At 33.5% G+C, this 14,827-nt stretch carries 15 protein-coding genes; 9 read left to right on the plus strand and 6 right to left on the minus strand.

What is annotated here, in order from left to right; all coding sequences use genetic code 11:
• Nucleotides 1-64: 64 nt before the first annotated feature.
• The gene (locus ACM55I_RS06910) at nt 65-562 is read right to left on the minus strand and encodes a DUF6646 family protein (RefSeq protein ID WP_416846029.1); all 498 of its coding nucleotides are present in this window, start codon (nt 560-562) and stop codon (nt 65-67) included.
• Between the two features lie 44 nt (nt 563-606).
• The gene (locus ACM55I_RS06915; protein ID WP_416846030.1) at nt 607-1,332 is read right to left on the minus strand and encodes a metallophosphoesterase; all 726 of its coding nucleotides are present in this window, start codon (nt 1,330-1,332) and stop codon (nt 607-609) included.
• 346 nt (nt 1,333-1,678) lie between these two features.
• Between ACM55I_RS06915 and ACM55I_RS06920 the strand changes: the two genes are divergently transcribed.
• Nucleotides 1,679-1,972, plus strand: coding sequence for a Bor family protein (locus ACM55I_RS06920; protein ID WP_035674133.1), 294 nt, complete (start codon nt 1,679-1,681; stop codon nt 1,970-1,972).
• A gap of 426 nt (nt 1,973-2,398) precedes the next feature.
• On the opposite strand, the gene ACM55I_RS06925 is transcribed toward ACM55I_RS06920, so the two are convergent.
• The gene (locus ACM55I_RS06925) at nt 2,399-3,088 is read right to left on the minus strand and encodes a 3-keto-disaccharide hydrolase (RefSeq protein ID WP_416846117.1); all 690 of its coding nucleotides are present in this window, start codon (nt 3,086-3,088) and stop codon (nt 2,399-2,401) included.
• Nucleotides 3,089-3,845: 757 nt separating this feature from the next.
• Between ACM55I_RS06925 and ACM55I_RS06930 the strand changes: the two genes are divergently transcribed.
• Entirely contained in the window at nt 3,846-4,622 is a 777-nt protein-coding gene (locus ACM55I_RS06930) for a serine aminopeptidase domain-containing protein (protein WP_416846032.1), read from the plus strand.
• 29 nt (nt 4,623-4,651) lie between these two features.
• Here ACM55I_RS06930 and ACM55I_RS06935 read toward each other — a convergent pair whose 3' ends face one another.
• From ACM55I_RS06935 to ACM55I_RS06945, 3 genes are all read right to left on the minus strand, one after another.
• The gene (locus ACM55I_RS06935) at nt 4,652-5,791 is read right to left on the minus strand and encodes an ATP-binding protein (protein WP_416846033.1); all 1,140 of its coding nucleotides are present in this window, start codon (nt 5,789-5,791) and stop codon (nt 4,652-4,654) included.
• A gap of 76 nt (nt 5,792-5,867) precedes the next feature.
• Entirely contained in the window at nt 5,868-6,623 is a 756-nt protein-coding gene (locus ACM55I_RS06940) for an SDR family NAD(P)-dependent oxidoreductase (protein WP_039108476.1), read from the minus strand.
• Nucleotides 6,624-6,679: 56 nt separating this feature from the next.
• Nucleotides 6,680-7,552: an aldo/keto reductase gene (locus ACM55I_RS06945; RefSeq protein ID WP_416846034.1), complete on the minus strand. Its 873-nt coding sequence runs from the start codon at nt 7,550-7,552 to the stop codon at nt 6,680-6,682.
• A gap of 212 nt (nt 7,553-7,764) precedes the next feature.
• Here ACM55I_RS06945 and ACM55I_RS06950 point away from each other — a divergent pair, with 212 nt between their 5' ends.
• From ACM55I_RS06950 to ACM55I_RS06980, 7 genes are all read left to right on the plus strand, one after another.
• Nucleotides 7,765-8,769 carry an AAA family ATPase gene (locus tag ACM55I_RS06950; protein ID WP_416842314.1) on the plus strand — a complete coding sequence of 335 codons (1,005 nt, stop codon included), beginning with the start codon at nt 7,765-7,767 and terminating at the stop codon, nt 8,767-8,769.
• 84 nt (nt 8,770-8,853) lie between these two features.
• Nucleotides 8,854-9,717 (plus strand): DUF58 domain-containing protein, encoded by an 864-nt coding sequence (locus ACM55I_RS06955; protein WP_416846036.1) that lies wholly within the window; start codon nt 8,854-8,856, stop codon nt 9,715-9,717.
• Between the two features lie 96 nt (nt 9,718-9,813).
• Nucleotides 9,814-10,173 (plus strand): four helix bundle protein, encoded by a 360-nt coding sequence (locus ACM55I_RS06960; RefSeq protein ID WP_416846037.1) that lies wholly within the window; start codon nt 9,814-9,816, stop codon nt 10,171-10,173.
• 102 nt (nt 10,174-10,275) lie between these two features.
• Nucleotides 10,276-11,907: a hypothetical protein gene (locus ACM55I_RS06965; RefSeq protein ID WP_416846039.1), complete on the plus strand. Its 1,632-nt coding sequence runs from the start codon at nt 10,276-10,278 to the stop codon at nt 11,905-11,907.
• Entirely contained in the window at nt 11,907-12,908 is a 1,002-nt protein-coding gene (locus tag ACM55I_RS06970; protein ID WP_416846040.1) for a vWA domain-containing protein, read from the plus strand. Before ACM55I_RS06965 ends, ACM55I_RS06970 begins: the two co-directional genes overlap by 1 nt.
• Nucleotides 12,909-12,948: 40 nt before the next feature.
• Complete coding sequence (locus ACM55I_RS06975) at nt 12,949-13,983, plus strand: VWA domain-containing protein (RefSeq protein ID WP_416846041.1); 1,035 nt, start codon at nt 12,949-12,951, stop codon at nt 13,981-13,983.
• A gap of 87 nt (nt 13,984-14,070) precedes the next feature.
• Nucleotides 14,071-14,823 (plus strand): tetratricopeptide repeat protein, encoded by a 753-nt coding sequence (locus tag ACM55I_RS06980; protein ID WP_416846042.1) that lies wholly within the window; start codon nt 14,071-14,073, stop codon nt 14,821-14,823.
• The last annotated feature ends 4 nt before the right edge of the window (nt 14,824-14,827 follow it).

Here is a 14,827-nt window from a genome sequence, read left to right on the forward strand (position 1 = left end):
TTGAAATTTTCAAATTGCCTTTTTTTATGATTAAAATTCGGGTATTCTTTGCTTTTAAAAAGTACTACAAATTGAAAGAAGCACCAATATTAAAAACAAACTGGTTGTTTAAATTATCAAAACTAGTAATAGTGTTGTCATATTTTGCTATTGGAATTCCAGCTTCTGTGAAAATACCAAAACCTTCCGTAAAGAAATAACGAAATCCAAGGTGTGCACCAAAATTTCTTAGGCCTAAATCAAGTCCTGGATAAATATCCATTTTTGGATCTAATTTAAGGACGTTTCCTAAATTAGCATTGAATCTCACTTTTGCATCAAATCGATCTCCAAATTTAGGTTTGTTCCCTAAATCATCATTAGAAACAGATAACAAATAAGAAGTTACAAATCCATAAGACATATTTTCACCAAGGCCAAAATCAGTTGAAAGACGAATTCCGGAACCTCCGTTTTGAATGTTTGCTCCAACATCAAATTTAGTATCTCCTTTTCCTTTGTATGCTTGTGCATTAACAAAACCAACTAACAATAATAATGATAGTGTAATAATTTTTTTCATGATTCTTGGGTATTAAAATTTTGTACAAAATTAGTTTATTTAAACTAATTCCTACCTTTTTCATTAGAGTATAAAAGGTCTAACGGTTCACTTTGCCAGAATTCTTTGGTGTCAACATCCATAATAGTCAAGGGACCTTTGAAAGCGGCACCAGTATCTAGATTCCAAATACAAGCCATTTGTACTGGAGTTGTTTTGCCAATACGGGAAACAGGCGTATGACCAATATAAATTTCATTGTATAGGGTTAATCGCTTGGGATAAAATAAATTACCGGGTTTCATGTTTTTGTCTAATGCCAACGCGGTTTCCCACAAGGTTCTGTCCCAATAAAAAAGCTTTGGAAAATATTCAAAATCGACGCCATTCATATTAGTGAAACCAGCGTGAATAAATAACCGATTTTGGTCATCAAGATAAAAATTTTCCAATGATTGCAGGAATTCAACATGTCTTTGTTTGGTTTCCGAATTAATAGTCTCATAAGCATTAACGGTTGCTTCACCTCCGTGTTTGTACCACAAAAGATTGTCTTTGCTGTCTTTAAGCCAATGCAGGAGTAATTCATCGTGGTTGCCACGAATAAAAACACAATTGTTTTTAATATTTAATTCAATCAAATAATTAATTACCTGTGGTGATTGGCTCCAGCCATCTACATAATCCCCCAGAAAGATTAAAGTGTCTTCAGTAGTTACTTTGGCCCTTTCCATAATTTGGTGCAGCGCATGTAAACCACCATGTATATCGCCTATGACGAGTGTTCTCATTTCTAGTTGTCTCAATTAATTTATATATAAAAATAGCAGAAAAGCATTTTTTGAACTCATAAAAATAGGTAAAAGAGTTAGGAAGAAAGTATTTTTAGACAATTTTTTTGATTTCAACAAAAGAACTTAAAATTAATGAAGTAAACTTCATTTTTAATCACTTGAAATATACCCACTTTTAGTGATGCCTTACTAATAATATTAAGATTAGTTTTACAAAAAAATCAATTGTTAAGATATTTCTGATTAGGATTATGCGGAAATGTGTCTAAGTCGCTTAAAATAAATTAGATGCCTAAAAATAACTCAAAGAGGGTAATTTAAATAAATAATTAAAATCAAAAGAATGAAAAAAGCATTCAAAATTATGACAGTTGCCTTTGCAATGTCAATTATGTTAACATCTTGTTTTTCTTATACTAGTGTTGTTGGTAAAGGGGCTCAAGGAAATGCACAAGTTACAAAATGGAATCACTACGTGATTGGAGGATTAGCACCAGTTGGAGTTTCAGATTCTAAACAAATGGCAGACGGCGCTGAAAATTATACGGTATTTACTCGACAGTCATTTGTAAACGGCTTAATTGCTGCTATTACATTCAGTATTTATACGCCAACAACAACAACTGTAACAAAATAATATAATAAATGGCGGTGATACTGTATCATCGCCAAATTTTTTAAACATGAAGAAAATTTTTTTTTATATATCATTGTTGATTACTATATATATAGTTTACATTATTTCAAATATTTTTATTTATCATTTTGATAAATTAAATAATTTTGGATTAGGTTTTTTAATTGGGGAATTAGTACTTTTAGTAATATTCAGTTTTTTAACTTATAAAATAAGACCAGAAAAAAAAATCAGTACTTTCAATCATAAAGCATCTTTTAAGTTATTCACGTTTTTTTAATATGGGTTTTTCAAAAGTTGTATTGTACGTATTCTATTTGAAGTCATTCATATAATTTCTCAAACTTCACAGTAGAAAAACGGTTTTATTTTATAGTTTTGGTTTTAACCCGAGCGACCAAAATTGAAAATAAAGAGGCGGATTTCCTAAAAATATTTTTTGAACTCGTTAGGCATTTCGTTAATTGGTTTTATCATTACCTCTTTGTAGTATACTTCACTTGCTTCGCTTTGTAATTGTATTTTTCCTTCAATTAGCGGATTGAATTGCGTACCATCCCAAAAGCGAGAATTTTCAAGCACCATTACCACATGGCCATTTACAATATGAAGACTTTTTCCTTCGAAACATAACAGTTCTACTTCGGTCCAACTACCCATCGGACTGTCATAATTATCTTTTCGGGTGCAATAACCGGTTCTTTCCGTGTGGGTTCCAAAGGGTAAAAAAGATTGATTTTCATCGGTAATTGAACTAATCACTCCTTCTGAAGCGAACGCTTTTATATCGATGGCAGCATTGGCAATATTCCAATAATCACCAAAATGTCCTTCCATGAATTGAAATTCTTGTGACAGCATCCACGCTCTCCAATAATCTACACCAGCCAGACCTTGTGAGTGATACAATACTCCGGCGTCCAATAATTTATCTGTTCTGGGCTCCCATTTTTTAGTTCCCCATTTTACTTTAAGTTTTAGGCGGTAATTTTTATAACTATTTTTGGTAAAAACACAACCGTAATATTCTCCGGAAACTCTTAAAACAGGAACATTATTTTCTTGGATTACAGTAAAAACACCAGCTTCATTTTTGTTATAGCCAATGGGTTCAATAGCTTTCCCTTCACTATCGACTGGAACTTGACCATTGTAATTATTTTATGTTTATAACTCAAATACGTATCCCATTGACTGAGATTTGAATCTAGAAGATTGGTCCAATCCTTATTTTTAGAAGTCTGTGCGTACAGTCCAAAGGTTGTGGAAAAAAGGTGCATGGAACAAAGGAATAATTTAATGATGGTTTTCGTTTTACGGTTAATTTTTTATAATTCATAGAGTATAGCAAATATTCTGATTCAATAAATTGATACAATTTGGAAAAATTTATTCAATTCAAATATATTGTTTAATAACAACATAAAAATGTTTTAGGATTTTCCCTCCGACAGAATTTTTTTAAGGAATTAGGACTTTAATGAAGTAAATAAGCATCTTAATTATTTGAAATTAAAGTAATTAATGTAAATTTGAGGGCTAAAATCATTATTTCAGTGCTGCAAAAAAATCACTGTTTTTGGTGATAGTTTGATAAAATATTTTAGGTTATTTTTACAAAAACTTAAAACACATATAAGATGAATGCAGTTCTCGCTTTGTTGTTTCTTTTGACCAGTTTTGTATGTCAAGTGATAAATGATATTATAGTTTGGTTTGCGGCATTGTTGTCGTAATACAATCGAAAGGAATCAATTAGTTCACTTTAATTTTTAACTACACATTCTATTTCACCTTCCTCAGAATTTCCGAGCCATCTAGTATGGCTTTTAGATTTGTCTTTTTTTGTAAAAGATAAAATTTCAAAATAAATATGAAAATATACCTGCAGATACTATTTTACTTTCTTCTAATTAGTTGTAATTCAAGTAAAAAAACGGCTAACGTAAAAATTCCCAATCAAAATTTCGAAGTTAAATTAGACAGTGCAAATTGGTATGACACTTCAAGAAAAAGATTAATTCCGGTTGCATTTTATTTGCTACAGACAAACGAAAAAATTATAAATCAAAAAGTGGTACTTGTCAGTCATGGTTATGCAGAAAACACCCCTGGAGCAAATAAAGGCTATTCTTATTTGACGAAAAATTTAGCTTCAAAAGGATATTTTGTAGTTAGTATTCAACATGAATTACCAACAGATGATTTGATTCCTAAAATAGGAATTCCTCAAGTTGTACGGCGACCAAATTGGGAAAGAGGAGCGGAGAATATTTTATTTGTTCTTAATGAATTGAAAAAGACAAATCCCGATTTAGACTATAAACATTTAATCCTAATTGGACATTCGAACGGTGGTGATATGTCTGTTTTATTTGCTCATAAATACCCTGATTTAGTAGATAAAATAATTTCGTTAGACAATCGCAGAATGGAATTGCCCAGAACTTCTCAGCCTAAAATTTATTCATTACGATCCAGTGATCAACCTGCTGACGAAGGCGTTTTGCCAACTGTTGCAGAGCAGGAAAAATTTGGTATAACAATCATTAAACTTCCTAATACGATTCATAATGTCATGAGTGATAGAGGAAATAAAAGACAGAAAAGAGAAATTAATGGATATGTTATGCGTTTTTTATTGGAATAAAATAGCCGAATAATTATGATAACTAAATGTCACTGCACATCATATTTCATTTTTCTCAAAATCCGTAACGCTTCTTTAAACGACAAATACACTTGTGTAAAAGGTTTTAAAAGTAGTTTGGCATCAATCAGTTTTTGTTTGGCTTCATCAAAACCGTTGAGGTAACAAATCATGAAGGTCGAGGGTAAATTTTCTAAATATTTGCGTTCCCTTTCGGATAACGAAAGCCCTTTTTGGAGCTTATTCAGCAAAGTAATATTGGCATTGTAAATATGAAATAATAGTTTTTTATTGAATTCCGGCGGCTGAAAAAGCATTTCTCTTTCAATTTTGTAATAGCCGTTATCATGAAAATGAATGGTTTGTTTTTCTAAAGGATAGTAACTCGTTTTATCATTCAAACCCAATGGAACATACTCGATAATCGTAAAAGTATCTTCATCATAAATGATTTCGACAACATCCTGAGCCGAGTAAAATAGCTTAATTTGTTCGTTTATCAGTTCAATGTCTACGCGTGATAAATAGGTTTTATCACGGGATTTTTTGGCGATTCCAGCCCAGCAAATGACAAATAATTCCTTGAACACTTTATATTTTGGCGCCATGTCTTTGTGCCTGAAATTCATGAAATCGATCACGCCATCCAGCGTATATTCGATGCTGTTTCTTGAATTGTTTTCGATGCCAATAACCGTTTCCGTGTTCTGGTAATTTTTTTCGATTTCACCTTCGACTGGCATCGTATTACTGCCGCGTCGTATAAAAACGCTGTTCGCAGAAATAGTATGAATCCCTTTTTTGAAATGGGACGTTTTGCTTTTTGGTTTGATGGTTACTAAACCGATCACTTTGTCCTTTGGCAGATTTGGGAAAGGGACATTTTCGTATTGAATTTTTGGAGGATTTTCAAGATACGCGTTCACTAAATTCTGAATTCGGCTATCGTCAAAAAAATCATCACCAACAATAGTATTGTCTTGGTCTTCAACTCCCACAACGATATAGGAATTATTCGTGGGATTTGAATTGGATAAAGCGCAAATGTGTTTCAAAAATTTAGCTTTTCCCTCTCGGGTATGTAAATTCAACTGACGCTTTTTATCATAAAAACTGCTCTCATCATTGTGAGCGAGAAGGTTTTTAATTAAAATTCGTTTGTTGATCATTACTATTAGATTTTTTAGACAGTTGGATTTTTAGACAGTCTAAATAATCTAAAATCCAACAATCTAAAATTTAATTTTAAATATTTCTTTTTAAAATAGTTGCTGAAGCCTGTGCAGTTGGAAATACAATCAAATCAGCAATATTCACATGATAGGGTCTTGAAACTACAAAATGAATAATATCAGCAATATCTTCTGGTTGTAATGCTTCGATACCTTTATAAACATTGGCCGCTCGGTCATTATCACCTTTGAAACGTACTTCGCTAAACTCCGTTTCCACCATCCCGGGATGAATGGCACCAACCCTGATTCCATAAGGATTCAAGTCCATGCGCATGGCTTGGTTCAGGGCATCAACGGCATGTTTTGAAGCACAATATACGTTTCCGTTTGGATACACTTCTTTTCCGGCAATAGAACCAATGTTGATAATATGACCTGATTTTTGTTCAATCATTCGCGGAATTATAGCTTTCGAAACATACAAAAGCCCTTTTACATTGATGTCAATCATCGCATCCCAATCATCTAAATCTCCATTTTGGATAGCATCCAACCCGTGTGCATTTCCGGCATTATTAATCAAAACGTCAATTTTAGAAAATGCTTCCGGCAAGGAATTGATATTTTCAAAAACGGCCTTTTTATCCCGAACATCAAATGATAACGTATGGATTTCAGTGAATTCAGAAAGCTCTTTCGCAAGTGCTGTCAATCGGTCTTCACGGCGTCCACAAAGAATAATTTTATAATTATTTTTGGCTAATATTTGTGCTGTTGCTTTACCAATTCCGCTGGTTGCACCAGTTACTAAGGCTATTTTACTCATGGTTTTTTTATATTTTTCAATCATCTCTTTTCTGTTTTTTACAATCTGCGACCTGATTATGGAACATTTTTCCCCATACTTTCTGCCCAAATGGCAAACCAATCTTCTTGTTCTAATTCTAATTCGACGGCTTTCATCAATGCCTGAATTCTTGCGACATTAACCGTTCCAGCAATAGGAATGACTTGGGCTGGATGTTTTAAGATCCAGGAAAGTAAAATCGTATCAGAACCCAAATGGTATTTTGAAACCAATGTTGCCAATAATTTTTTTAGTCGATGCGTTTGTGGAATATCTTCTCTGAAAACGCATCCTAAAGGATTCCATGACATAGGACGAATGTTGTTCGTTTGCATATAATCAAAGCTTCCGTCAAGCATAGGCTCGAAGTTGGTAGCCGAAAATTGCACTTGGTTGTAACTGATTTCCGTTTTCTGACGGATCAATTCTGTTTGCGAAGAAGTAAAATTAGAAAGTCCAAAATCAATAATTTTCCCATCTGATTTTAGTTTCAAAACTGCTTCAGCAATTTCATCCGCCTGCATCAAAGGACTTGGTCTGTGCAATAAAAACACATCCAAATAATCTGTGTGTAAATTTTTTAAGGAATTTTCAACGGACCAAATAATATGGTTTTTCGAATAATCATAATGTTTTATGGCGTTTTTACGGTTTTCCGTCACCATTTGGATACCACATTTGGATATCAGTTGTATTTTTTCTCTGGCTATTTTGCTGGAAGCAAACGCTTTTCCAAAATCAGATTCAGTAGTATAACCACCGTATATGTCAGCATGATCAAAGGTGGTGATTTTGTTTTCTAGACATACCTTAATCATGTTTTCCATTTCTTTGGTATTTAGATTTTTATCCCAAATTCCCCAATTCATGACACCAGCAACGATAGGTGATAATTTTGTTTTACTCATGGTTTTTATTTTTTATTGAAATGTGTAATTCTTCGAATTCAAAGCATATTTTTCAAAGTTCTTAAAAATATGAAAATTCTATCATAATTCGTCCTTAAAATTAAGGGTTTGGTCGAAGTTTTAACCATTTTTTAACATCTTACGTCTAAAAAAAAATTCAATTTGCACCATCAAAACGACGACATTAAATACAAGGTTTTAAAAATAATAAAATGGAAGAAAATACAGCTACTTTAGACATTAGAGCAATCAACGAAAAAATTGAAAGAGAGAGTGCTTTTATAGACCTTCTCACAATGGAAATGAACAAGGTTATTGTGGGTCAAAAGCACATGGTGGAGCGTTTATTAATTGGGCTTTTGGGTCAGGGACACATTTTGTTAGAAGGAGTTCCTGGATTAGCAAAGACATTAGCAATAAATACTCTTTCACAAGCTGTTCAAGGATCTTTTAGCAGAATACAATTTACTCCTGATTTATTGCCTGCCGATGTTGTTGGGACAATGATTTACAACATCAAACAAAATGAATTTTCGATAAAAAAAGGACCTATTTTTGCTAATTTCGTCCTCGCTGATGAGATCAACCGTGCACCAGCCAAAGTGCAATCGGCATTATTAGAAGCGATGCAGGAAAAGCAAGTGACTATTGGTGATACTACTTTTAAATTGGACAGACCGTTTCTAGTTTTAGCTACGCAAAATCCAATTGAACAAGAAGGAACGTATCAATTACCAGAAGCGCAGGTCGATCGTTTCATGTTGAAAACGGTTATTGATTATCCTAAAATGGAAGACGAGCGTTTAGTTATTCGTCAGAACCTAAAAGGAAGCTACGAAAAAGTAAATGCGGTAGTTTCGGTAGAACAAATTTTACGCGCTCAAGAAGCGGTTCGTGAAGTTTACATGGATGAAAAAATAGAGAAATACATACTGGATATCATTTTTGCCACACGGTACCCAGAGAAATATAAATTGGCTGATTTGAAACCATTAATCAGTTTTGGAGCTTCGCCGCGTGGAAGTATCAATTTGGCGAATGCCGCAAAATGTTACGCCTTTATCAAACGTCGCGGGTATGTAATTCCAGAAGATGTTCGTGCTGTAGTTCATGATGTATTGCGTCACAGAATAGGAATTACCTATGAAGCTGAAGCCGAAAATATTACTTCGGTTGATATCATTAACAAAATAATAAACGAAGTAGAAGTACCTTAAAAATTAGTTTTCAGTTTTCAGTCTCGGTTTACAGACTGTGTCTTGTCAACTGCGACTGAAAACTGCGACTGAGAACTAAAAAAAATGGATACAAAAGAGCTTTTAAAAAAAGTACGAAAAATAGAAATCAAAACCCGAAGATTGAGCGATCACATCTTTTCGGGAGAATATCACACCTCTTTCAAAGGACGTGGAATGACGTTCAGCGAAGTGCGTCAATACCAGTTTGGGGATGATATTCGTGCGATTGATTGGAATGTAACCGCACGGTATAACGAAGCACATGTAAAGGTTTTTGAGGAAGAGCGCGAATTGACCATGATGTTAATGGTTGATATTTCGGGTTCAGAAAGTTTTGGTTCTAAAAACCAATTCAAGAAGGATATTGTGACGGAGATTGCCGCAACAATGGCTTTTTCGGCGACGCAAAACAACGACAAAATAGGTTTGATTTTATTTTCGGATGAAATCGAATTGTATATTCCGCCCAAAAAAGGAAGGTCGCATGTGTTGCGTATCATCAGAGAATTGATAGAATTTCAACCTAGAAGTCGTAAAACAGATATTGCCCAAGCCTTAAAATTTTTATCGGGAACCCAGAAAAAGAAAGGAATCGTGTTTGTAATTTCTGATTTCATGTCGGAAGATTACGAACAAACATTGAAAATAGCTTCCAAGAAACACGATATAACGGGCATTCGCGTGTATGACATTCGAGAAGAAAAAATGCCAAATTTAGGTATGGTTTCCATGCTCGATGCTGAAACCGGAGCAATAGAATTGATTGATACTAGTTCAAAATCAGTGCGAATGAATTATGAAAAACAGTATTACGATAAAGTAAACTATTTTAAAGAAACATTCAGTAAATCAGGTTCTGGTGTTGTAAATACTAGAGTTGACGAAAGTTATGTCACTAAATTATTAGGCTATTTTAAATCGAGATGATGATTTCAGATTGAAGATTAACGATTTTTGATTTCAGATTTTGTTGAAGTGGAAAATTGATTTTAGATGGGAGAAATAAAAATATAAAGTGAGTAAGTGAATAAACAAGAATTAGAAAATAGATTGATAGATTTTGCCGCGACGATAATAATAGTTGCAAGTAAATTTGAAAAAAATTATGCTGGAAATCATTTGGCTGGACAAATAATTAGATCTGGAACTTCCTCCGCTTTAAATTATGGAGAAGCGCAAAGCGCAGAAAGCAGTAAAGATTTTATTCATAAAATGGGTATATGTTTAAAAGAATTAAGAGAAAGTTTTGTTTGTTTAAAAATTATTGAAAAATCAAATTTAATGGCAGATTTAAATAATTTAGCGATTGCAAAAACAGAGGCCAATGAGTTAATTTCTATTTTCGTATCAAGTATTAAAACAGCTAAAACAAATCTGAAATAATTTAGATTTTTGATGCAAAACGAATAGAAGTTTCGGGAATAAATCTGAAATCAAAAATCGTTAATCTGAAATAAAAAATCAAAAAGGGTTCAATAATAAAAGATGAAAAAACAATTATACTTATTTTTTTTACTGCTTTCTACGGCTGTTTTTGCACAACAAAAACAAGTAGTCACAAGTATTGACACAATTAAAAATAAAATTGGTGCTGAATTTAAACTGTCGATAAAAACTACGGTTGACACATCGTCTAAAGTGATTTTTCCAAAACTAAAAAACTTTGGCGCTTTAGAGGTAATTCAGTCCTATCCCATAGATACTATCAAAACGGACGGCCGTTATGAATTGGTAAAAAAATACGGTTTAACCCAATTTGATTCCGGTAGATATGTTATTCCGAGTATAAAGATTTTTATCAACAGTAAGCCGTTTATGACGGATTCTCTTTTGGTAGAAGTGGCGAATGTTAAAGTAGATACTTTAAAACAAAAAATGTTCGATATCAAGGGCATTGCCCAAGCGGATAATTCGATAGGAGATTGGTGGAAATATCTTTTGATAATCGGATTGATTGTTGGAATTGCAGTTTTGATTTATTGGTACATTAAAAAACACCAAGAGAAAAAATTACAAGAGGAAATTCATAAAACACCAATAGAAAAAGCGACCAGTTTGCTGGATACTTTAGATAAAAAAGAACTTTGGCAAAAAGGAGAAGTTAAAGCTTATTATAGTGAATTAACGGATATCGCCAGAAATTATATTGAGGAAGCAATAGAAATTCCAGCAATGGAAAGCACTACATCAGAGCTGATTCAAGGACTTAGGGCAGCTTCTGTCAAAAAGAAAATGACACTTTCGCAAGAAATAATCGAAAATCTCGAACGTGTTTTAAAACAAGCCGATTTAGTGAAATTTGCGAAATCAAAACCATTGGATTTTGAAATTACAGAAGACCGAAATAAGATTCAAAAAGCAATTTTGACATTAGATAACTCTATTCCTGTGGAGGTTCCAGCAGAAGAAGATGTTTTATTGAATGAGGCACAAAGACAAAAACAGATACAAATTCAATTACTAAAAAAGAGAAAGAAGCGTATTGTAACTGCAGTTGTTTCCGTTGTGGTTTTATTGGTAGCAACCCTCACTTTTTTAATTGTTCTGAAAGGATTTGATTCTGTAAAAGACAACATTCTAGGCAATCCTACTAAAGAATTATTGGAGGGCGAATGGGTGAAAAGTGATTACGGAAATCCGGGTGTTATTATAGAAACGCCAAAAGTGCTGAAGCGAGTTGATTTGACTAAAACGCTGCCTAAAGACGGAATGGCGTTGATTAAAGAAATGGAATCTTTTGTTTATGGAAGTGTTTCGGATCATTTCTATCTGATGGTTTCTACTTTAAAATACAAGAAAGAGACCGAAATAGATTTAAAAAAATCAATGGACGGTGCATTGCAATCACTAGAAGCTCAAGGAGCACAAAACATGATTGTGAAACAAGAAGATTTTGAAACCAAAGAGGGAATTAAAGGTATTAAAGCCTATGGAACATTTCAAAAAATAGATGGAGACAAACAAAGCAGTGTAAAAATGTATTATGAGGCATTGTTGTTTAGCCAAGAAGGGGGATTACAACAAATTTTACTCTTCCATGAAGAAGGAGACACGTATGGAAATAATATATCAGAACGCGTTTTGAGTTCTGTCGAATTAAAACGAGCAAGTAAATAATGGATAAAATAACTTTTTTAAACCCAGAATTTTTTTGGTTGTTTCTTCTGATTCCAGTTGCTGTTGCCTGGTTATTTTGGAAAAAGAACCAACAATCAGCAACCTTAAAAATAAGTTCATTAGAAGGATTTAAAGGCACAACGTCGTATTTGACAAAGCTAAAGCCTATATTGAATGTGTTTCGAGTATTGGCTTTGTCTTCTTTAATTGTGGCAATGGCAAGACCAAGAACGGTTGATGTAAGCAATAAAACTAAAACTACGAAAGGAATCGACATTGTCATGGCGGTGGACGTTTCGGGAAGTATGCTGGCCAAAGATTTGAAGCCCGATAGGATGCAGGCACTCAAAAAATTAGCGTCCGATTTTGTTGAAGAACGACCAAACGATAGAATAGGATTGGTGGTTTATGCTTCTGAAGCGTATACAAAAACGCCTGTAACAAGCGATAAAGCAGTTATTTTGGATGCTATTCGAAGTATAAAATACGATACCGTTCTAAAAGACGGAACAGGAATAGGAATGGGATTGGCTACTGCTGTAAATAGATTGAAAGACAGTAAAGCCAAAAGCAAAGTGATTATTTTGATGACCGACGGGGTGAACAACGCTGGATTTATTGAGCCAGACACCGCCTCGGATATCGCCAAACAATACGGAATTAAAGTATATACTATAGGAATAGGAACAAACGGAATGGCACTATTTCCATACGCAGTTGCACCAAACGGACAATTTCTTTTTCAAATGATGAAAGTGGAAATTGATGAGCAAATGATGAAAAAAATTGCAAACAATACCGGTGGGAAATATTTTAGAGCGACGAGTAATAGCAAGTTAGCCGAAATTTATGCAACAATAAACAAGTTGGAAACGACAGAAATCGAAGAACTGAAATTCTATGATTATGATGAAAAATTCAGGCTATTTGTATGGTTTTCAGGTTTTTTGCTGTTACTTGAGGTAGGATTGCGAAATACAATTTTTAAAAGCTTTATATAATGAGAGTCGCAAAGTAAAAGCTGCGACTAAAAGATAAAAAATGGAATTAGACGAAAAAAAATATTTATACCTGCTACTTATACTACCTATCGTAGTGTTGGTTTTTCTAGTTAATTTATATTGGAAAAGAAAGAAACAACGCGAATTTGGGGATTTAGAGATGGTAAAAAAACTAAGCCCGGAAAGCTCTGTTTTTAAACCAGTTTTAAAATTAGTATTGTTATTATTGGCATTACTTGGGCTGATTCTTGGATTGGTAAATCCAAAGATTGGTACCAAAATGGAAACCGTAAAACGAGAAGGAATTGACATTGTTTTTGCAATGGATGTCTCCAAAAGTATGCTGGCCGAGGATGTTGCACCCAATCGTTTGGACAAAAGCAAGCAAATCGTTTCGCAAATTATCAATCAGTTGGGAAGTGACAGAATAGGAATTGTGGCTTACGCCGGAAGTGCTTTTCCAGTATTGCCAATCACAACGGATTATGGAGTAGCAAAAATGTTTTTGCAAAGCATGAATACTGGAATGGTTTCTTCTCAGGGAACATCGCTGGATGAAGCCATAAAATTATCATCCACTTATTTTGATGATAAAAGTAAAACAAGCAAATTATTGATTCTGATTTCAGATGGTGAAGATCATTCTGAAGGTGCCGAAAGTGCTGCTGAAGAAGCCAATAAATTAGGAATGAAAATTATTACGATTGGGGTTGGAACCGAAAAAGGAGGAACGATTCCGTTGAAAAGAAACGGAATTGTAGAAAGTTTTCAAAGAGACAATAACAATGAAGTTGTAATAACTAAATTGAATCGTGCAGGATTAGAAGCTATTGCAAAAGCTACAAAAGGCGGTTATGTCAACGGGAACAATACCAAAGAAGTGCTGGAATATATCAAGAATGCTTTGGATAAAATCCAAAAAACAGAATTTGAAGCCACTGAAATGGCTGATTTTCAATCCCAATTCCAATGGTTTTTAGGTTTTGCTTTTGTTTTCTTGTTTCTGGATATTTTCCTTTTGGAAAGAAAAACTAGTTGGGTAAACAAATTGAATTTATTTAACGAGAATAAATAAAATATAAAGAGCAATGTATTGGGAATATGCTCCTTTATTGGAACTAAAACAAAAAATATACTTTGATGCTTACATTTAAAAAATAAAATGAAGAACTTAATTTTACATCTTTTATTACTCATTTCTTTTGTTGTAAATGCACAACAGAAAGACAGAATATTGCCTAAAGCAAATGAGGAATATGCTGAAAATAATTTTGTGGATGCTGAAGCTAATTATAGAATTTCGGATTCAAAATTCCCGAATAAAACGATTGCTCCGTACAATTTAGGGAATGCTATTTATAAGCAAAACCAAGTTGAAGAAGCAAAATTCGCTTATGCAAAAGCATTAAAAAATGCTAAAACAAGACCGGATAAACATCAAGCCTTTCATAATTTAGGTAATGTTTTCATGAAAGAAAAGGATTATACACAAGCGGTAGAAGCCTATAAAAATGCATTAAGAAATGATCCTACAGATGAAGAAACCCGTTATAATTATGCTTTGGCAAAGAAAAAACTAAAAGAAAATCCGCCAAAGGATGACAATAAGAAAAACGACAAGAAGAGCGATAAGGATAAAGATAAGAAAAAGGACGATAAGAAAAAAGAAGGCGACAAAGATAAAAAAGACGATAAAAATAAAGACAAGAAAGACGACAAAGGAGATAAGGATAAAGACAATAAAGGTCCTAAACCGGATGATAAAGGAGAACCAAAACCAGCGCCAGGCGGAATCTCTAAACAACGTTTAGAAAATCTTTTGGATGCGGTAAATAAGGAAGAAAAGAAAGTTCAGGATAAAGTGAATGCCCAAAAAGTAAAAGGAAAACCAATGAAAACGGAAAAAGATTGGTAATTCA

Source organism: Flavobacterium algoris (assembly GCF_048158525.1).
Lineage (GTDB): Bacteria > Bacteroidota > Bacteroidia > Flavobacteriales > Flavobacteriaceae > Flavobacterium > Flavobacterium algoris.